Annotated in this window: 16 protein-coding genes and 1 riboswitch; of the genes, 7 read left to right on the top strand and 9 right to left on the bottom strand. The window is 40.6% G+C overall.

Annotated elements, in window-relative coordinates:
• Window positions 1-8 precede the first annotated feature (8 nt).
• Both DBR40_RS11210 and DBR40_RS11215 read left to right on the top strand, forming a co-directional pair.
• A complete protein-coding gene (locus DBR40_RS11210) occupies window positions 9-1,646 on the top strand; it encodes a SusD/RagB family nutrient-binding outer membrane lipoprotein (protein WP_124559838.1) in 1,638 nt (545 codons plus the stop codon).
• Window positions 1,647-1,732: 86 nt separating this feature from the next.
• A complete protein-coding gene (locus tag DBR40_RS11215; protein WP_124559839.1) occupies window positions 1,733-3,361 on the top strand; it encodes a LamG-like jellyroll fold domain-containing protein in 1,629 nt (542 codons plus the stop codon).
• Between the two features lie 68 nt (window positions 3,362-3,429).
• On the opposite strand, the gene DBR40_RS11220 is transcribed toward DBR40_RS11215, so the two are convergent.
• The 3 genes from DBR40_RS11220 to DBR40_RS11230 form a co-directional block, all read right to left on the bottom strand.
• The gene (locus tag DBR40_RS11220; RefSeq protein ID WP_158674031.1) at window positions 3,430-4,449 is read right to left on the bottom strand and encodes a histidine kinase; all 1,020 of its coding nucleotides are present in this window, start codon (window positions 4,447-4,449) and stop codon (window positions 3,430-3,432) included.
• Between the two features lie 169 nt (window positions 4,450-4,618).
• Window positions 4,619-5,761, bottom strand: coding sequence for a sensor histidine kinase (locus tag DBR40_RS11225; RefSeq protein ID WP_124559841.1), 1,143 nt, complete (start codon window positions 5,759-5,761; stop codon window positions 4,619-4,621).
• A 232-nt stretch (window positions 5,762-5,993) separates the two neighbouring features.
• The gene (locus DBR40_RS11230; RefSeq protein WP_124559842.1) at window positions 5,994-6,719 is read right to left on the bottom strand and encodes a LytR/AlgR family response regulator transcription factor; all 726 of its coding nucleotides are present in this window, start codon (window positions 6,717-6,719) and stop codon (window positions 5,994-5,996) included.
• A gap of 123 nt (window positions 6,720-6,842) precedes the next feature.
• On the opposite strand from DBR40_RS11230, the gene DBR40_RS11235 reads away from it, so the two are divergent.
• Window positions 6,843-7,067 (top strand): cold shock domain-containing protein, encoded by a 225-nt coding sequence (locus DBR40_RS11235; protein ID WP_124559843.1) that lies wholly within the window; start codon window positions 6,843-6,845, stop codon window positions 7,065-7,067.
• A 338-nt stretch (window positions 7,068-7,405) separates the two neighbouring features.
• Window positions 7,406-7,903: a DUF1772 domain-containing protein gene (locus DBR40_RS11240; protein ID WP_124559844.1), complete on the top strand. Its 498-nt coding sequence runs from the start codon at window positions 7,406-7,408 to the stop codon at window positions 7,901-7,903.
• A gap of 74 nt (window positions 7,904-7,977) precedes the next feature.
• Here the strand turns inward: DBR40_RS11240 and DBR40_RS11245 are convergent, their stop codons facing one another.
• From DBR40_RS11245 to DBR40_RS11265, 5 genes are read right to left on the bottom strand one after another with little or no spacing between them, the layout of a single operon-like run.
• On the bottom strand, window positions 7,978-8,430 hold the full coding sequence (locus DBR40_RS11245; RefSeq protein ID WP_233603859.1) for an L-rhamnose mutarotase: 453 nt from the start codon (window positions 8,428-8,430) through the stop codon (window positions 7,978-7,980).
• A 12-nt stretch (window positions 8,431-8,442) separates the two neighbouring features.
• The gene (locus tag DBR40_RS11250) at window positions 8,443-9,750 is read right to left on the bottom strand and encodes an alpha-L-fucosidase (protein WP_124559845.1); all 1,308 of its coding nucleotides are present in this window, start codon (window positions 9,748-9,750) and stop codon (window positions 8,443-8,445) included.
• Window positions 9,751-9,794: 44 nt separating this feature from the next.
• Entirely contained in the window at window positions 9,795-11,444 is a 1,650-nt protein-coding gene (locus tag DBR40_RS11255) for a sodium:solute symporter (protein ID WP_124559846.1), read from the bottom strand.
• A 7-nt stretch (window positions 11,445-11,451) separates the two neighbouring features.
• The gene (locus DBR40_RS11260) at window positions 11,452-12,672 is read right to left on the bottom strand and encodes an enolase C-terminal domain-like protein (protein WP_124559847.1); all 1,221 of its coding nucleotides are present in this window, start codon (window positions 12,670-12,672) and stop codon (window positions 11,452-11,454) included.
• Between the two features lie 3 nt (window positions 12,673-12,675).
• Window positions 12,676-13,446 carry an SDR family NAD(P)-dependent oxidoreductase gene (locus DBR40_RS11265; RefSeq protein ID WP_124559848.1) on the bottom strand — a complete coding sequence of 257 codons (771 nt, stop codon included), beginning with the start codon at window positions 13,444-13,446 and terminating at the stop codon, window positions 12,676-12,678.
• Between the two features lie 282 nt (window positions 13,447-13,728).
• Between DBR40_RS11265 and DBR40_RS11270 the strand changes: the two genes are divergently transcribed.
• The gene (locus DBR40_RS11270) at window positions 13,729-14,607 is read left to right on the top strand and encodes an AraC family transcriptional regulator (protein WP_124559849.1); all 879 of its coding nucleotides are present in this window, start codon (window positions 13,729-13,731) and stop codon (window positions 14,605-14,607) included.
• Window positions 14,608-14,646: 39 nt separating this feature from the next.
• Here the strand turns inward: DBR40_RS11270 and DBR40_RS11275 are convergent, their stop codons facing one another.
• Window positions 14,647-15,918 (bottom strand): peroxiredoxin family protein, encoded by a 1,272-nt coding sequence (locus DBR40_RS11275; RefSeq protein ID WP_124559850.1) that lies wholly within the window; start codon window positions 15,916-15,918, stop codon window positions 14,647-14,649.
• A gap of 137 nt (window positions 15,919-16,055) precedes the next feature.
• Window positions 16,056-16,162: riboswitch (SAM riboswitch) on the top strand.
• A 319-nt stretch (window positions 16,163-16,481) separates the two neighbouring features.
• Here DBR40_RS11275 and DBR40_RS11280 point away from each other — a divergent pair.
• Together DBR40_RS11280 and DBR40_RS11285 are read left to right on the top strand one after the other, a co-directional pair.
• A complete protein-coding gene (locus DBR40_RS11280) occupies window positions 16,482-19,646 on the top strand; it encodes a SusC/RagA family TonB-linked outer membrane protein (protein ID WP_124559851.1) in 3,165 nt (1,054 codons plus the stop codon).
• A gap of 11 nt (window positions 19,647-19,657) precedes the next feature.
• Window positions 19,658-21,094 (top strand): SusD/RagB family nutrient-binding outer membrane lipoprotein, encoded by a 1,437-nt coding sequence (locus DBR40_RS11285; protein ID WP_124559852.1) that lies wholly within the window; start codon window positions 19,658-19,660, stop codon window positions 21,092-21,094.
• Window positions 21,095-21,128 lie beyond the last annotated feature (34 nt).

Consider the following 21,128-nt stretch of genomic DNA (forward strand, 5'->3'; position numbering starts at 1 on the left):
GTACAAAAATGAAATCGATATATCATCCAGCATACCATAAAATTAAAGGTTTATCTTTAGTTTTATTGGCTACAGCAGCCCTGAACTCGGGTTGTAAAAAGAACTTCGAAAGTTTTAATACCAACGATAATTTACCTACAACTGAGCAGAGTTTAGCTTTGTTAAAATCGGCAATAGGCCCGATTCAACAGAATATATTTTCCAATTACCAGATTGCACAGAACTTAAGTTCAGATGCTTATAGTGGTTATATGATGGCGCCAACACCATTTGGTGGCGGTATTAATAACATGAACTATGCGCTTAACAATGGCTGGAACGAAGCTGGTTTTAACGATCAGTATACCAATGTGATGGCGCCAATTTCTAAAATTGCCATATCACCTTTAAAAACAACGGCGCCCGAATCGTGGGGGATTTCACTTTTGGTACAGGTAATTGCCATGGATCGGGTAACTGATAAATTTGGGCCAATTCCATATACGCAAGCTGGTAAATCGCTGATTTCGCAAGCTTACGACGATCAGAAAACAATTTACACCGAGTTTTTTAAACAGATTGATACAGCAGCAAATAACCTGCAGGCATTTATAATTGCCAATCCGGGTAAAAAAGCTTATTTTGATTCTGGCGACCTGGTTTATGGTGGTGATGCTGTAAAATGGCTTAAATTGGCCAACTCATTAAGATTGCGTTTAGCTATGCGTATTGTTAAAGTTGATCCGGCTACGGCAAAATTACAGGCAGAAAAAGCAATGGCTGCAACGGGTGGCTTAATGACTGTTGCCAGCGACAATGCTGCGGTAGCACAATCGGGTAACAGAAATAACGACCTTTGGAATGTAACGGTAAACTACGAAGGCGATAATGCCATGGGCGCAGCCTTACAATCGTACCTGGTAGGTTATTCAGATCCGCGCTTACCTATATATTGTACTCCTGCAACCGATCCTTTGTTTGCTGGTCAGTATATCGGTATCCGCTCAGGAGCTAATACCTCTTTTAATGGTTTAGGTAAAGCCGGTTATAAAACCTACTCGAGTTTGAATGCCACTACGCCTGATAATGCAAAAGCACCAATTGGCCAAAAAGCACCGCAAATTTTAATGACAGCTGCCGAAGTATGGTTTTTAAAAGCCGAAGCAGCTTTACGTGGCTGGACAGGCGCTGGTGATGCGCAAGCCAATTATGAAACGGGTATAACTACTTCTATGCAACAATGGAATGTTGCTGCAGGCAGCTACCTGGCCGATGCAGTAAGCAAACCAACCGCTTATGTAGATCCGAAAAACCCAGCCAATAATGCAGCAATAGTAAGCACTATTACTGTTAAATGGGATGGAGCAGCATCGAACGAAGTTAAATTAGAACGGATTATTACACAAAAATGGATCGCTATTTTTCCTGATGGGGCAGAGGCATGGGCCGATTTCCGCAGAACAGGCTATCCTAAATTATTTACTGTAGCCAACAACTACAGTGGCGGAACAATAAATACACAAACCCAAATCCGCAGGTTGCCTTATCCAACAGCAGAGTATGGCAATGGCAACAAAGATGAGGTACGCAAAGCAGTTACTTTACTTGGCGGACCAGATAACGGAGGAACCAGATTATGGTGGGATGTAAATAAAGCTAATTTTTAAGGAGCAGGCAGGTAGGATTTAAAACCCTATCTGCCTTTTCTTTTTATAACCAATAAAAACAATTTCTAACCAAAAACATCAAAATTATGAGAAAATTAATGACCATGGGAGTGGCACTTCTAGCCGTTTTCACCATTTTTTACGCCTGTAAAAAAGGAAACACCCAAAATGAAGAAACCAGTACTTTTAGTGCTAAAAAAGATTTAAAGGCGCTCACAAATGCATCTGCCTTGAATTCGGGGCCTTTTGTTACCGCCTATGTAGAGGTTAACAGCAACAACTTTGTAAATCCGGGTTGTTACACTTATGGTACGCCTGCCAAACAGCTATTCGGAATCTCGGTAATTTTTGCAGCGAATATCAATTCCGTTAATGGGGTACCTACGTTGAGTTTTAATCCACAGGTGCAGGATGTGCTTAATTCGGGTAAAGTAGCCTACCTGCAATCGCTGGGCATAAATGTATTGCTTGATGTGCTGGGCAACCATCAAGATGCGGGCTGGGGCTGTTTTACTACTTATGCACAGGCCGATGCTTTTGCCCTTCAATGTGCCAATGCTGTGCAACAATATGGTTTGGATGGCATCGATATTGACGATGAATATTCTACCTGTACTGCAAATGATGGCTCGTTGGTGCTTGCCGCTGCGGCTTTGAGGGCCAGGTTAGGCAGTACAAAACTCATTACCATGGCCGCATTTAACCAGGCCAATTATTTTAATAGCACTTATAACGGACAAAAACTAGGCGATATACTTGATTATGTTTTTGAGCAAACCTATTTTTCTACCAATTATGCCAGCAGGTTACAGCCTTATATTAATGCAGGTGTACCCAAAGCTAAACTGGGTTTAGGAACCGATTTGGGAAATAGCGACCAAACGGCAGTAGCCAATTACGTTAAAAATAACGGCCTGGCCAGTGCTATGGTGTACAATGTAGCCAATAATTCGCAAACTAAACTTTCGTCTATTTCTAATTCGTTGTATAGCTCGGCAACGGCAGTTAAGCCCAATTGTATTGATGGCAATGGTACAACACCGCCTGCAAACGGCAATACTTCTTTGTTGTTTGATGGTACCAACGAGTACTTAAATTCGAACAGTTTTAACCTGGCTGGTACAGGATTAACTTTAGAGGGCTGGATAAGACCTAATGGTTTTAAAAGTGCTTCGCCATATATTTCTACCATTATGGGGATAGAGGTAAGCGATGCCAATGTAGCTTTGCTGCGCCTGGGCGATGCTTCTTTAGCCAACAATAAACTTCAGTTTGTATTAAATACTGGTGGAACCACACCTAAAAAACTCAATTCGGCAACAACGTTAAGTGCCAATACCTGGTACCATGTGGCCGCTACTTACGATGGCACAACAATGAAAATCTACATCAATGGCGTGCTCGATGCCAGTTTATCGGCTACGGGCACCATCTCGGCCAGCGGAACCTTTCAAATTTCGAGAAGTTACGATGCCAACCGTGGATTTAATGGCCTGTTTGATGAGCTAAGGGTTTGGAAAACGGCATTAACGCAAACACAGATCCAAAACAATAAATGTACGGTGGCTACGAATAGCACAGGTTTGGAAGCTTACTGGAAATTTAATGAAGCCAGTGGCACTACTGCTGCCGATGCTACCGGGAAGGGGCATACAGCTACTTTAACCAACATGGAGAGTACCGATTGGTCTACTACTTTACCAACCTGCCAATAGTATAATTTTAAATCAATACCCGTCTCGATTTGTACCGGAGCATATTAGTTCCGGTACTTTTTTACTTACTATACGGGATAATTGATGGCCAGATCCTGCTGCTGGGTATCGAAAGCTGCGGCAAGCGCTTTCTCCCGGATAGCGATAGAAAGGCAATAAAAACCATCTTCATCCATAAAAGCATTCATTTCGGCATCATTACCATAGGTGTAATCTAAGCGTGTACGGATATTGTCTAAGCCAGACCCGAAACCAATATTACTTTTAACCAATCCGGGCAGGTTTCTGCTTTCAATTCTTAATATTCCATCAACCATATAGGCATCAATGGTTGCTTTGTTATCCTGATCGAACAGGTGCCCGTGCTTAAACATATTTTCGAGCAGGGTTAAGAGTACGAGCGGGATTAACCTTAATTCTAAAACATCAGGGGAGAAAGCCACTTCAATAAAAACCTGTCCCTGCGTAAGCTGATGGAGTTTAATCAGGTTCTGGCATTGGGTTATTTCATCACTCAGTTTAACGTAACCTTCGTTGTGTTCGGTTGCTGCCGCAAAGCGCATCATATCCGAAAGGTAAACCATTACCTGTGCATCTTCGGGCGAATGCTGCCTTATTTTCTGGTGAATAAATTCAAAAGTATTAAAGAGCAGGTGCGGGTTAATCTGAGCTTTCAGGAACGCATTTTTAGCCATTACCAGCTCCTTATCCATTCGTTCTTTATCAATTAGCATTTGGAAACGCTGTTTTTCTATACGTTGTTTCTCTGCTTTTTCGGTAATATACCGTTTTAAGAAAAAATAGCTTGTCGAAAAAATCATAAAGTAAGAACCTCTATTGATTAACTTAAATAACCTTATTTTAAATTCGAGCAGGGGGCCAGGCATAATACTGGTATAAGCATTTAACATGTTATCCAGGCCTAAAACAAATGTTACATAGATGAAGATTTCGAGGGTAACAAACAATATGACTTTCCAGAACGATTGATTAGAAAAAGCTGTAGCTTTTTCTAATACCCAAACATTTATATAAAATAAAAATATATTGATGGGGTAATGAACTACAAAATTGACAAACTTACCCATGGATTGACCAATAGAAAGCACAACTATGGTTTCCCATGTAATAAATATTAACCAGACTATGAGATGAACCTTATAGTTAATTAACCAATGCTTAAAATTGCTGTTTTTCAAGTTTAAACTGTTTATCATTATGGTGTATATAGGTTTAATATGCTTAAAATTTGTGGTGCTAAGAAGCAGCAACTATATCTTTCATCTTTTCGTCAAATGCGGTGGTCAATACATCTTCTTCAATGGAAATAGACAAACAGTAAAAACCATCCTCATCAATGAGGCTTTCCATTTGAGCACTGTTGCCATAGGCATAATCTAATCTTGTTTTGATGTTATCCAGTCCTGAGCCAAAGCCAATATTGCTTTTTATCAAACCAGGAAGATTTCGACTCTCTATTTTTAATACTTCATCTATCCTATAAATATCGACCGTTGCTTTGTTGTATGGATCTGAAAGCTGTCCGTGTTTAAACATATTTTCAAGCATGGTTAATAATACCAGTGGGATTAGCCTGACTTCCAAAACATCAGGAGAATAAGCGAATTCAATGTAAACCTGTTGTTGGGTAAATTCATGTAATTTGATCAAATTCTGGCACTGAGTAATTTCTTCATGGAGCTTAATATAATCCCGATTATGCTCAGTGGTTGCCGCGAAACGCATCATATCCGATAGATGGATCATAATCTGCGCATCGGCCGGATCATGCTGTCTTATTTTTTGATGGATAAATTCAAAAGTATTAAAAAGTAAATGCGGATTGATCTGAGCTTTAAGGAAAGCATTTTTCGACATAGCAAGCTCCTTATCTGCTTTTTCCCTTTCAATCAGCATTTGAAAACGTTGTTTTTCAATACGTTCCTTTTCCGATTTTTCACTTAAGTAGCGCTTTAAAAAGAAATAACCGGTAGAAAAGAGCATAAACATTGAACCTCTGTGCAAAAGCCTAAAAACTCTCGTTTTAAAATCGGCCAATTCGCCTGTTATGATGTTCGTATAAGCAAAAAGTAAGCTGTCTACCCAGTAAACTACAATGATATACATGGAAATTTCGGCCAATACCAGTGCCGTTATTTTTAAAGGGGCGTTACGTGGAAAAACCGTAGCCTTTTCTAATAACCAAACATGTAAATAGAAGATCGAAATATTAAGCAGATAGTGTATGGCATAGTTGCCAAAAGTTCCGATGTAACCAGAATAGATGCCGACTACAATAGACTCCCAAAAAATAAAAACAGCCCACATCATCATATGTGGTTTGTAATGTATTAAAAAGTTCCATATGCGGCTATTTTTCCAATTTAACCTATCTGCCATGATAATCTTACCATCTATATAATCCTTAGTGTTACAGGGTGTTTTCGACGCTAGTTTTCGAAAAAAAAAACAATATGAAAACACCAAAATTAATCCGAAGAACACTATTTAAATTCAAAAAAAACACTTTCAGTAATGGTAGTTTACAACAGCCACTTACCGATCCGACTCAAACAACCACGGGGTCTACCTCTGGTATAGTTTTGCCGTAACTTTTAATCATCAGCAGCCGTTATTTTTTACGGCTGCTGATGATTAATCTATCTGTAAAAAACGCTTTAAAATCGTTATAATAAATATCACCAACGGTAAAACTGGTGTGGTTACTCAGGGTTACCCGTGTGCCATCAATGTGCAAAATATGATCGATAGCAATGATATAACCTCTGTGTAACTGTATAAAACCTTTCTTAATACTCAGCTGCTCTTTTACATCTTTTAAGCTGAGGTAGGCAATAATTACCTTATCGTTAGTGTGTATCTTAATGTAATTGTGAAAACTTTCAAAACAGATAATGTCTGCATAGCGAACCATAACGGCTTTGTGCTCTTCCGATTTATTTTTGACCAGAAAATAAGCTTCCTCACTGCCATTTTCCATTTCTTCACCGAAAAGGCGGCTCAAAGTAAGGGCAAATTTGGCATAACCATAAGGCTTTAGTAAATAAGCATCTGCATCGGCTTCGAAAGCCTCAAAGGCATATTCGGTATGCGAAGTTGTGAAAATCAGTTTTCTGGTTTTCGCACGTACAGCTTTAGAAAGTTCGAGACCCGAAATCTGGGGCATTTGGATATCCATAAAAATCACATCAACCTGATCTAACTTCTTCAATTCCCTTAAAGCTGTTAGCGGATCGGTGTAACTTCCTATTAATCGCATATTTGGTGTCTCTTCGATGTACTTTTCCAGTCCCGCAATTGAGCTCTGCTGGTCATCTATAGCTATACACTTAATCATCTCCTAATCTATCATTTGTATACATAACGAAATTACACCTTTTCATCACGAAAATCTAACTATTCATACAGTTTTCTTTTAGATTGTGTTAAAGTTGACTAAATTATTGTAAAAACATGCCTTATGATTTATACAGGAGTAGTTAAGTGGTATAATCCGGTACGTGGGTTCGGGTTTATCGCTGCCGATGGCTGCACGGAAATGATTTATGCAGATAATCAGCAGTTAAAAGGGCTATTTAGGCCTTTATTAATAGTAGGAACAAAGGTTAAATTTAATCTGGAAAAGGGGAATAGTGGGTGCCGTGCTACGGATATTGTGGTAATTACTTCAGCCCTCAACCTGTAATAGCACCTATTCATAACGAAAACAGACCGATCTGTGTAACCTGGTTTGTAAAGTCGTTTACGAATGCGACCTTCGGTATGTAATGTAATAAATAAAGCAATTTACTTATACAAAACAATCTTCCCGTTCATTTTAATACATCTACCTATACCTGTCTTTTATCTGATTAACGCTCTTCCATATCTAAATTAACGCTCTTAATTAGATATGGTATTAGCGGGTTTTTTCCCACGCCGGGTTTCTTGCTTTAAAATTACGCTCCGAATTGAACATATATTTTAGCCATAATTGTTTAAATTCGAATGGCTACACGCTATCTACCATTAAAAAACATTCTTATGACTCTGAAAAACCTGGTACTTTTACTCAGTACAGTATCTACTGCGCTTATTGGCGGTCTTTTTTATGCTTATTCCTGTTCTGTTTTACCGGGTCTTACCCGTTTATCTGATCTTTCGTTTTTAAAGGCTATGCAATCCATTAACCGTGCAATTTTAAATCCACTTTTTTTTATCAGCTTTATGGGAACTTTGATATTGTTACCCGTTTGTACCTGGCTTTTTTACAATAGGAGTATGACTTTGGTTTTTTATTTGCTTCTGGCAGCTACACTATTGTATGCTGGTGGGGTTTTTATGGTAACCATGGTAGGCAATGTACCTTTAAATAATCTTTTGGATGGTGCCAGTTTAGATAAAATGGATGCACACGAATTAAGTGCATTGAGAAATAAATTCGAGCCTGCCTGGAACATGTTTCAACGGATCAGGACTATTGCTTCGTTTGTATGTATTGTTATTTTGGCTTATGCTGCCTTGTTAAGTCGTACAACTTAGACCTTAATTTATGTAAAAAACCGGAGCTGGATTACTCCAGGCCCGGTTTGCATTGTTATAGTTTATTGTTGGGTTTAATTCTGGTGAAAAACTTCTTCCATGCTGCTCCATGTTTCATTTTTGGCAGCTGCATCGGGTAGCGGAATTTGAGTAGGTGCAGTTTCTTTCCACCAGCGCTGGGTAGTGGTATCTGCAGCCATCTTTTTCATATCGGCTTCAAAATCTTTTCCAACATATTCGAAATAACTAAAGAGGTAATACTTTTGGTCAATTTCCTTTAGGTAAATGGAATAGTTGCGAATGTTGCAGTCGGCGATTTTTTGTTTAACGCCTGGCCAAATAGCAGCATGTAGTTTTTTATAGTAGACTATTTTTTCGGGTTTTAAACCTGTTACCGAACCAAAACGCCTGATGTTTTTAGGTGTTTCTGACGTTGCAATTGTTTCGGTTGTTTTCGACTGATTGCAGGCGGTTAAGAGCATTAAACCTATTGAAATGATCAAAAAACCTTGTTTGAAATTTTTCATAGCCGTTTTATATTAGTTAATCACTGCTGTTTTTTCAATATCGCCATCCATTTCGATTGCAATAACATATTGTAAAGCGCCCGCCTGGTTTTTAGGCAGGCTGATTTTAAAATCAGTTGCGCCTTGTTCAACCGAAACTTTTTCTCCGCCTAAAATATTGGCCTTTACTGCTTTCCGTGCTGGAATATTTTTTAAGCTGATGGCATCAGCATCGGTTTTAAGTACATGCACAAAAAGTTTGTTTCCTTTTCTGGTAGTTGCATAGGCATCGGTAGGTTGGTAGGGACCGCCGAAAGTACCGTAAACCGCCTCGCTATTGGTTTTTAGCCACTGGCCAATTTCTTTGAGGCGGGTAATTTGCCGGGCTTCAATGCGGCCATCGGGCATAGGACCTACGTTTAGCAATAAGTTTCCGTTACCGCCAGCCGTTTTGGAAAGGATGGTTAAGCAATCTTTCAACGATTTCATTTTATCATTCGGTTTCCATGCCCATTGGTTACAAATGGTAAAACAGCTTTCCCATGGTGTATCCATATTCAAATGACCAACGGTTTGCTCAGGGGTATCATAATCGCCCACCATTTTCGAATGATCGATTTTTTTGTTTTCCATAGCTGCAAATTCTTTCCCTAAGCGGTTATTGATAATCACATCAGGTTTTAATTTTTTTAAGTAGCTGTATAAATCCTTACCCATTTCATCTGTCCAGGGTTTTTCCCATTGGCCATCAAACCAAAGCATGTATGGATCGTAATTGGTAATAAGTTCCTTCAGCTGGTTTTTCATGTAGCTGACATATTTGGTCATATCGGCTTTAGGGTCGATAGTTTGGCTGGCAGATGAATGAATCGGGTAATCGGGATGGTACCAATCGAGTACCGAATAGTAAATGCAAAATTTGATACCCTGTTTTTTACAGGCTTCGTTTAAAGCGCCCACAATATCTTTTTTATAGGGCGTGTGGGCAATGTCGTACTCGGTAAATTTAGATGGCCATAAACAAAAACCATCGTGGTGACGGGCAGTAATGGTGAGGTATTTCATGCCTGCATCTTTAGCCGTTTTTACAATATCATCGGCATTAAACAGCGTAGGATCGAACTCCTTGTACAGGTTATCATAATCGGTTTTCTCGACCTGTTTATCTCTCGACCAGCCAATTTCGGTGCCGCGTAAACTTACCGGCCCCCAATGGATAAACATGCCGAAACGTTTATCCATAAAATCTTTCATTACGGCCGGGTTTGTTTTGGTTTGTGCATAGGCCAGATTGCTCAGCAGGCCAAATAGCAGAAGGTAAATAAATTTAGTTTGTTTCATGTGGTTTATTTGGTTTTGTGTTATCAATCAATTTAGGTTTTAAACTATCTGAAAACCCAGTATAATAGCGCCATAATGCCCAGCAATAAAGTGGATAAGGTTTTATAATTGCCAATACCGCTCCAGCCTTTTACCTGTAAAGGTTCCCAAAACGATTTCCAGTAGAGCTTACTGCTTTCAGCTGTATGTTGAACAGGGTAGATGTATGAGAATGATACCTGCATAACTACGCAGGCGCAAAACAGGTAAAAAGCCATCATCATAAAGGGGATTTGGCCGATAATGGTCTCCGGATTTAACTTGTTGACCGCAAAAACAGCAACTCCGAGTAACGAACCCAACCATAAAGTGTACTGGGCTGACTTTGCTGATGCTTTTTTCCAGAAAACACCCAATAAAAATACACAGGTAATGGGAGGGGCAATGTGCGCAATTACATCATTAATGCCTTCGAATAAACTGGTATATTGGTTAAGAAATCGCAGCAGAACAAACGAAACAAGTAGAGCAATAGCAGCGGATAAGCGCCCTACAGTTACCAGTTTGGCATCACTGGCATTGGGTTGGTATCTTTTATACAGATCGAAACTGCTTAGCGTGGCAATCGAATTTAATGCTCCGGCAATCTGGCTCATTAAACCCGATAATAAGGCCGCTACCAAAATACCTACCAAACCTTTAGGCAGTAACTGGGTAATCATTAAGGTATAAATGCCTTTGGTGTTTAAGGTTTGTGCACCGTTGGCGCCAGTTTGCTGTAAGCTGCTTAAATCTATTGCATTGCTTTTGTATAATACGTAGGCAAACAAACCGGGCAATACGAAAATAAAAACGGGTAAAATTTTAATGAAGCCGCAAAAAAGTGCTCCGGCTTTGGCGTGGTTTTCATCTTTTGCACCTAAAGCCCGTTGTACAATGGTTTGATCGGCACACCAGTACCAGATGCCCAGAATGGGATAACCTAAAAATACGGCCACCCATGACAGGCCACTTTTATCGCCTACAGGCCTTATCATGCTTAATTTATCAGCAGCCTGATTGCTTTGCAAAACAGTGGTTAAGTGGTCCCAGCTGCCAACCTTGTTCCAGGCGAAATAAGTAATAATAAGTGCCCCCGCGATTAGTACCACGCTTTGGATGGATTCGGTAACCACCACTGCACGCAAACCACCAATAATGGTGTACAGCCCGGTTAGTGCGGCAATAACTACAATGCTGGTGTACATATTGATGCCGAAAAGTGTTTCGAGTACAATACCACCTGCTAAAAAAGAAAAGGCAATGTGAATAATAATGGCCGAAATAATGGAAACAAAGGCCAGCCAATCGCGACAAGCTTTATTATAACGCCTTTCTAAAAAATCGGGTAGGGTAGTTACGCCTGACCGGATGTAGAAGGGAATAAAGAACAAAGCCAGCAGTATGAGTGTAAAGGCAGCCATCCATTCGAAATTACCATTCAGCAAACCACTGTCGAAACCGCTTTGGGCCAGACTAACCAAATGCAAACAAGAAATATTGGTGGCAAATAAGGCCAGGCCAATCATGGGCCATTTTAGGGTTTTGCCAGCCAAAAAGTAATCGTTAGATGAACTTTCTGTCTTTTCCTTTTTCCGGCGTCCGCTCCATAAACCTATGGTTACAATAAACAGGATATAGGCAATGGTAATAACAATATCTATAGTACTAATCATGGGCTGTTTATTTTAAATCGCAACTCGATCCGGCTTCCTGAGGGGTAACATACACGCCGTTTTCAATTTTAATCGGATTAACAAAGTGTGCTTTAAGGTGTGGAATATGTTCTAAAAATAAAGCTTCGTGCCCCATGGCAATGTGGTTAAACAGTACCAGGTGCTGGTGCAGTTGACCCATATCGCCAACATGCGGCACTACCGGAACACCGAATTTTTTAGCCATTAAGCTAATGGTAATAAACTCGCTAACGCCACCTACGCGTACAGCATCTACCTGGGCGAAACCTGTGCAGCCAGTTTGCAGGTAGTTTTTAAAGATGATGCGGTTAGGTACATGTTCGCCCAATGCCAGTTTTATGGGGTTGATGGCTTTTGCCAGTGTTTGGTGCGCCAAAACATCATCGGGATGGGTAGGTTCTTCAACCCAGTAAGGATTCATGTTTTTGAGCTCGTTGCAAATAGAAATGGCCTGGGGTAAAGTCCATTGCTGATTGGCATCGAGCATTACTTTCGAGGTTTCGCCCGCTACTTCGCGCACAATATTGGCCCGGCGTATGTCTCTTTGCGGATCGGCAGAACCCACCTTTAATTTCATGGCGGTAAAACCACTGTCGATAGCTTTCTTACAGTTTTCGCGTACTTTTTCATCGTCGTAATTAAACCAGCCAACTGAGGTATCGTAACCGGTATAACCCGTTGCTAAAATGCCCTCACGGTCTTTCTTCGAATCGACCTGGGACTGCAAAAGCTCAATGGCTTCTTCTTTGCTGAGTACATCTTCCAGGTAGGATAAATCGAGTGTGTTTACAATTTGTTCGGGTGTTAAATCAATCAATAATTTCCAAAGCGGCACACCACGTTTTTTGGCCCACAAATCGTAACACGCGTTGGTAACAGCGGCCAAACCCAAATGTACCACACCTTTATGGGGTCCTAGCCATCTAAATTGCTGCTCGTTTGAGAGGGTTTTAAATGTTTGGCCAAAACCTGCCATCAGTTCCTCAATATCATTACCTTTTATTTTATCGGCGTAAAAAGCAGCTGCTTTACAAACCAGGTCGTTACCCTCGCCTAAAGTAAAGGCCAGGCCATTACCGGTAAGGCCGCTTTCATCGCCCAGTTGAGCTATCGCATAAGAGTATTGCGGATCTTTATGTATAGCATCACTACCAGCACCTGTAGCCAGTTCAAATCTTTTGTCGAGTATATTAATTTTATGGATCATATTTTAAATAATGGTTCTGTAACCTAATTCTGCACCACCGCTTACCGGCAAAATGGTACCGGTTATAAAGCGTGCTGCATCACTCAGCAGGAATACGCAGGCATCGGCAATTACATCCCCATTGGGCATATTGCCTAAAGGCTGCAGTTTGTTAAGGTATTGTTCTAAATCTGTTTTATTGGGTTGCTCGTTGCTCCAGGCTTGTAGTGTAGGCGTATTAATGGCTGCAGGTGAAATGGCATTCACCCGCACCTGAAAGGGAGCATAATCTAAAGCCATGGCTTTGGTTAAGGCGTTTACAGCGCCTTTGGTGGCCACGTAAGCGGCATGGTTTTCCTGACCAATGCTGCCCACCAGCGAACTGGTACTCAGGATGCTTCCCTTGGTGGTTTTTAAATGGGATAAGCCATGGCGGGTGGTAAATAAAATACTTTTCAGGTTAATGTTCATCAACAAATCCCATTCACTATCGCTGGTTTGGTGTAAAGGTTTTGAAGGACTGGCAATAGCTGCATTGTTGTGGATCGCATCTAAACGGTTGTATTTGTTAATTACCAGTTCTATAGCAGCCTGTACTTCTGTTTCCTGGCTTACATCGCATTGGATAAAAGTATTAGGCTGAGCCAGTTCACTTAATTTTTGCTCAGCAATGGGGTTTTTATCTGCTATACAAACAATTGCACCTGCATTACTGTAGGCTTTGGCACATTCCCAGCCAATACCATCGGAGCCGCCTGTTAACAGGATCACTTTTTGGTGTAAATTTTGGTTCATTTTATATCCTTAATTTTTAACCTTGTCGGGTTACGGATTCATTTTATTGATTTGGTTAGTATGGGTAATTACTCAAAGTTAGGCCGAAGAAAGACTAAATTCTAAAGCTCTGTTTGCTATTTTTGATGTTATTTTAGCAAGTATTATACTTTGTTTGCTTTATTTTGATAATGTAGCGTATATTTGACTCAAGGTTGTTATCTCCAAATAGGATCTGCTCACTTAAGCAGTGTTTGGCGTGGTATTGACCTAACCAAATATAAACTATATAAAAATGCCCTTATGAAACCGGTTTTTGCTAAAATACTGGAAGGTTTGGATAATGAGATCTTTAAAACGAAGGTAATAGATCAGCCTTACTTTTCTACAGCTTTTCATTTTCATGTCGAATGTCAGATTACCTACATGGTTGAAAGTGAAGGCAAACGCATTATTGGCGATAGTATAGAAAATTTTGAAAAAGGTGAGCTGATTTTTCTTGGCTCCAATATTCCGCATGTTTGGTACAACCGCGAAGCCTATTTTGACGATAAGGTAAACCAGAAACACGCGCGTTCTATTTCGGTATTTTTTAATCCGGATAAGCTGATCGAATTGCTGGTACAGCTGGGTAATATGCAGAAAATGAAAGCGGTATTGCAGATAGCCGGTCGGGGAATGAAGTTTTATGGGGAAACCAAATCGCAGTTAAAAAAACTCCTGGTACAGCTGGTAAAAGAGGAAGAAGATTTTCCGAAAATGATTTCGCTGTTTAAAATACTCGAGGTATTGAGCCATACCAAAGAGTACGATTTACTGGCCAGTCAGGGTTATACCAATACCTACCAGCTAAAAGATAACGACAGGATGGATAAGGTATTTAAGTATGTGTTCGAAAACTTTGCTACCGATATGCAACTGGACGATGTTGCCGCGTTGATTAACATGAATAAACAGGCTTTTTGCCGTTATTTTAAAAGCCGCACCCAAAAAACTTTTGTTGAGTTTGTAAATGAAGTACGTATTGGCCATGCCTGCAAGCTGATTACTGATGGCGAAAGGCAAATCGGTAACCTGGCTTACGAATGTGGTTTTAATAGTCTGTCTAATTTTAACCGGTTTTTTAAAGAAGCCAAAGGTGTAACCCCACGCGATTACAAAAAGATGGTGGCTACGGCTTAGTACTTTTAATTAACCAGGGAACAAAGCTTTAGATTGCATTTACTTTTTCAATAAAGCATCAATCTCGGTATTAAACTCTTTTTTAAATTCGTCGTAAAATTTGCCTGTAGCCGGACCATTAAAGCCGGTGTGTATTTGGGCAACATTTCCCTGTTTATCGATAATAATGGTAGTAGGGAAAGATACAAACGAATCTAATGCAGGTAAGGATTCGGCTACCACTTGTTTATCGGCTGTACCGGCAATAACCTGATCGTATTCGATACCAAAGCGCTCTCGGAAACGGCTCATTACTTTTTTAGCATATTCTGGTTCAGTAGAGCGTTCGTAATGTAAGGCAATAACCTCTACACCACGTTTCTTGTTTTCTTTATACCAAGGGGCAATAAAGGTAGCTTCATCTACACAATTGGGGCACCAGCTGCCAGTGATGGTTAAAACAACTACCTTGTTTTTGTATTTTTCATCTTTTAACGAAATCTTTTTTCCATTAACATCTGCGAAACTAAAATCGAGGGTTTTATAACCCGGTTTCAGGTAGGTGAGTTTGTAGGCATCGGGCAGGGCAGCGTTGTCATTCTTAACACCTGTAAAAGGCTGACTTCCTCTTGCACCTAAAATTTCACCGCTTAAAGTGCCATCGGACTGGAAAGTGCCTTTGTAGTAAGCAGGAGAGGAGCCAATAAAGCTTGATAACTGAAATTCGTTACCTTCTACCACGCCTTCCAGGTAGCGCGAATCGCCGGTTACACGTAAAAAAGTACCGGTAAGTTTGTTGCCTGTTTGCTTAAATAAACCTACTGTTTTTTCGTCCTTGCCATTTGGCGATTTGAAAACCACATCGTAGCTTCCGGAGTAATTGGCTGTTACAGGTTTACCGTCTGTTTCGAAACGGTAGTTTTTACGCTCGGCTACAATGGCCAAAGGTTTACCGGTCTGGCCTTGTTTTCTTAATGTGCCGGTAAGCTGATCGCCAGTTATGGCAAATGCCAGTTCGTTATCAAACTGATCGAGTTTGACAAAAAGCGAATCGGCAGTTTGTTTAACTAAACCGCCTTCAAAACTTTCTTCGGCATTGCGGAAATATAATTTCTGCTGACCATTTTTTTCGTTGATATCAAAGTTGAAAGGGATTTCCAATCCTTCTTTTACTTTGGCAACTCCGCGCCAGCTGCCGAGTGCTACAAAGGCATTAGACTTTTCTTTATGGGCTTTTACCCCTGTATGATTGGCCAATACGGTTTGATCTTGTGCAAAGGATATGGTAGTTGATATGGCCAAAACGGCTGTGAAAATTGATTTCAGATTCATTGGGATGTGTTTTAATCGACTAAATTGGTCGACAAATATACGGCTCGTATTTGGCAAGAAAAAATTTTCAGATAAAAATATATAAAAACTATAGAATTACTGGATTTAATTATACCTTTGCCCCAGTTATTTAAAAATGCTTATCAAGAAAGGCGGAGGGAATGGCCCTGTGAAACCTTAGCAACCATCTAAGTTTTAGAAATGGTGCTAATTCCATCCCGGATGAATCTGGGGTAGTTAAGTCAGCAGTTTGCGTTATCCTTATTAATATGGAGCACTTCTGACTTTTGGTTGAGGTGCTTTTTTTGTACCCGGGCTTTTTTGAAAGTAACTTATTTACTAATGATCATTTCCAGATGAAAAAAACAGACGTACTAAAATCTATTTATTTAAACCAAACGAGGTATTTCCGAATGCGTATGCCCTGTTAAGATGCATTCATTTTAACGGGCTTTTAAGCTAACCAATCCTTTCATTTTTTAAACAAAAAATACGGTTTATAGCCGTGGTGGAAAGGTATTGCCCAAATTATTGTCTCCATTAACTAATTATTACAACACAAGATGTTCAAAAAAATTAAATCAATAGCGTTTATTTTGCTGCTCTTTACGGCGCAGCAGTTACTTGCGCAAAATGTACCTGTTGCAGGTACGGTAAAATCGGCCGAGGGCGAAACCCTGCCGGGTGTTTCTGTTTTGATCAAAGAAACCAAACAAGCTACCACTACCGATGGTAAAGGGGTTTTTAGCATTAACGCACCCGAAAAAGCTACCCTTATATTCTCATACATTGGCTTTAAAACCCAGGAAATACCTGTTGTTAAAGGTAGTCCTATCGCTGTGGTATTGCAATCGAGCGATCAGTCGCTTGATGAGGTTGTAGTTACTGCTTTAGGTATATCGCGCCAAAAGAAATCGCTGGGTTATGCCGTTCAGGAATTAAAGGGGCAGGATTTGGCCGAAGCTAAAGAATCGAACCTGGTTAATGCCATGGCTGGTAAAATTGCCGGTGTAAGGGTAACCAATAGCCAGGGAAGTATGGGGTCGTCGCGCGTGGTAATCAGGGGTGAAACTTCCATTGCCGGTAACAACCAGCCACTGTTTGTGGTAGATGGAATTCCGGTTAATAACTCGCAGTTAAACTCGGCCGGTGCCCGGGATTATGCCAATACCATTTCGGATATCAATCCTGAAGATATTGAATCAATGAGTGTGCTTAAAGGCCCAAATGCAGCCGCATTGTACGGATCGCGGGCTGCAGCAGGCGTAATCCTCATCAAAACCAAAACCGGTAAATCGAAAAAAGGATTGGGAATTGCCGTTAACTCGAACGCGGTTTTAGAAAGCCTGCTTACCCTTCCGGTATATCAAAATGCTTTTGGACAAGGCTCTGAAGGTAAATTTAGCTATGTGGATGGTGCTGGTAAAGGTTTAAATGACGGGGTTGATGAGAGCTGGGGACCGAAACTGGATGGCAGACTAATTCCGCAGTTTTTCTCTAAAGGTGTAGCTGTTCCTTTTGAAGCGCATCCGGATAATGTTCGCGATTTTTTCCAAACCGGTTATTCCTTAAATAACGGTGTATCGATTGCAGATGCCGGAGAAAAATACGATTACAGGATCTCTTACAACAATTTAAAGCAGGTAGGTATTGTGCCTAATTCGGGACAGGGGAAAAATTCGTTTGTGCTGAATACCAGCCTTAAAATAACCCCGAAATTAACTTTAACGGCTAATGCCAATTACAGTAAACTTAATTCGGATAACTTACCGGGTACAGGTGGTTCGCGCTCTACGAGTACCATGTTGCAGTTTACCTGGTTTGGTCGTCAGGTTGATATTAACCAGTTGAAAAATTATTTGGATGAGAATGGAAAAACGTTTAACTGGAATAACAGCTATTACAGCAATCCATATTGGGTAGCTTACGAGAATACGGTATCGCAAAACAGGAACCGCATAATCGGGAGTTTAGCGTTGAATTATAAAATCATAGACGGGCTTGATTTAAATTTCAGATCAGGAACGGATTATTATAACGACAGGCGTAAAGTACGGATTGCTTATGGTACCAACGGAACACCATTTGGATCGTACACCGAAAGTGCTTTTACGGTAAACGAAAACAATACCGATGCAACCTTAAACTTTAACAAACAGCTAAACGATGATTTTAGCCTCGAATTGCTGGGTGGGGGGAATATCCGCAGGCAGTATATCGAACAAAACGACCAAAGTGCACCTAAACTGGCCATTGCTGGACTTTATACGCTTAAAAACTCACGCGATCCATTGGTATCATCAAATAACCTGTCACGTTTAAAATCGTATAGTGTGTATGCTTCAGGGCAACTTGGTTTCAGAAATTACCTTTTTGCCAACATTACTGCCCGTAACGATTGGTCGTCTACCTTGCCTGCTCAAAACAGGTCGTATTTTTACCCCTCGTTTAATGGAAGTTTTGTAGCTACCGAAGCTTTGGATATTAAAAGCGATGCCCTTAACTATTTAAAAATACGTGGTGGCTGGTCTAAAGTAGGTAAAGATGCAGATCCTTACCGTTTGATTAATACCTATGTTTTTAGCGCTCCGTTTTATGGAAATCCACAGCTGAATACAGGATCTATTGATCTTAATCCTAACCTGAAACCTGAAACCACCACATCAACCGAATTGGGTGTTGAGGCGGTATTCTTTAACAAAAGATTGCGTTTCGATTTAAGTGCTTACAATACCAATAGTTATAACCAGATTTTAGCGGCAGATGTGAGCCAGAGTACCGGTTTTAGTTCAAAATTGTTGAACGCCGGAAAAATCAACAATAAAGGTATAGAGGCGCAGTTGGGCATTACGCCAATTAAAAAGGCTTTTACCTGGGATATCGATCTAAACTTTGCCGCAAACAGGAGCAGGGTAATTGAGCTGGATGCCGAAAAATTATTAACCAATTATGTTGTAGCTTCTAACTCAGCACAGGTAATTGCTACTGTGGGTCAACCTTATGGATCGTTATTTGGTACCGCGTTTTTAAGAGATGGCAACGGCAATATTATTGTAAATGCAACCGGCGCTCCGGCTACCAACCCAACCAAGCAGGTATTGGGTAAATATACTCCGGATTGGATTGGTGGTGTGTACAACACCTTTAGCTATAAGGGCATTAGTTTAGGCGTGTTGGTTGATGCCAGCATTGGCGGCTCTATTTACAACGGTACATATGCTACAGGTACTTATACAGGCGTGTTAGCCTCAACTTTACCAGGCAGGGCTGCAGAGTATGGCGGTATTGCTTACTATTATCCGGGTAACGATAAAACCAAAGGAACTGTATGGTTAAACGGAGCAGCTCCGGCTGGTGAAACTGTTTACGATGACGGGGTTATTTTTGACGGGGTAACTGCTGATGGCAAACGCAACGAAAAAATATTACCTGCCCAGCAGTATTACAAATCGTTCAGGAATATCGATGAAGCCAATATTTTCAGTGCTTCTTATGTTAAACTCCGCGAAGTGAAACTAAGTTATAACCTGCCAACGAAATGGTTGCGCTCGCTAAGTTTACAGGGTGTTTCGGTATCGCTTGTTGGCCGTAACCTGTGGATTATTCACCGCAATACGGTTGATATTGATCCTGAAGTAGCTTTTAATACCGGCAATGGTCAGGGCTTAGAAAGTCTTTCTAACCCAAGTACCCGCAGTTATGGTATTAACCTGAATGTTAAATTTTAAATATTCCCATCATGAAAAATAAGAAACTCTATATATTCGCCATTTTGGCCCTTGCCTTTTCATCTTGCAAAAAAGAGCTCGATGAGGTGAACATTAACCCCAATGCTCCTGAAGTTGCGCAACCCGATTATTTACTTACGGGAACGACCAAAACCACTGTAGATACCTATTGGGGCGTAACCAATAACATGAATTCGAGCCTGCTTTTTGCGCAGCACTGGGCTAAAGTGCAATACACAGAAGAAGATCGTTTTATCTTTTCGAACAGCAGTTTTACCTCGCTATGGTCTACCGGTTATGCGCAAAGTATTGCAGGCTTTAATAAAATTATCGAACTGGGCGATGCGCAAGGCAACACCAATTATAAAGGTGTAGCATTGGTATTGAGGTCGTGGGTATTTTTATTGCTTACCGATGCTTATGGCGATATTCCATATTCGCAGGCCGGAAAAATAAAACAATTTGTTACACCTGTTTACGATAAACAGAAGGATGTATATTACGGTATTTTAAACGATTTGAAATCTGCTCAAGCAGCACTCGATCCTGCTTCGGGAAAAACCATTGCCGGTGATGTAATTTACGGCAATAATATTGCTTCGTGGAAAAAGTTTGCCAATGCACTGCGCCTCCGTATCGCTTTGCGTATTGCGGATAAAGATGCAACTAAGGCCAAACAGGTAATAGACGAAATACAGGCCGAAGGTGGTGCTTACATCAGCAGTAATGCAGAAAATGCAATACTAAAATATGATGTTTCGCCACAACAGAATCCGGTTGCAGCATCATTCGAAACTCGTAACGATTACCGGATCAGTAAAACCATTGTAGATAAACTTTTTTCGCTTAGCGATCCAAGATTATCGGTATATGCGAGTAGAACCGAAAATACTACGCCCCAAACCTATGTAGGCATTCCAAATGGTTCTACCAACTCCGAAGCCAGTGCTATTGGTTTAGCTAATTCATCTAAACCAGGTACTTATTTTCTGGATGCCAAAGCGCCAGCTGTAATTTTTAGCTATGCCGAATTGCTTTTCGATCGCGCTGAGGCGGCTGCACGTGGTTTCACAACAGAAAATGCTGAGGATTTATATAAGCAGGCTATCCGGGCATCGTTTGCACAGTATAATATCAGCGGAACCGCAGTTGATAGTTACATCAGTCAGACCGCTGTAGTTTATGATGCCGCAAACTTTAAGAAATCAATCGGTGAGCAGAAATGGATTGCATTATTTGGGCAAGGACTGGAAGCCTGGGCAGAGCAGCGTAGACTGGATTATCCGCAGTTAACGGCTTCGGTAAATACGGTGTTAAATGGTAAAATCCCTGTGCGTTTTATTTATCCGGGTACTGAGCAATCGCTAAACGGACAGAATTATAAAAATGCTGTTAGCAGTCAGGGAGCCGATTTATTAACAACAAAACTCTGGTTTGATGCTTTTTAAAACTTAAAACCTCACTGGTGTTTGACCAATGGTT

It is taken from the genome of Pedobacter sp. KBW01 (assembly GCF_003852395.1).
GTDB lineage: Bacteria > Bacteroidota > Bacteroidia > Sphingobacteriales > Sphingobacteriaceae > Pedobacter.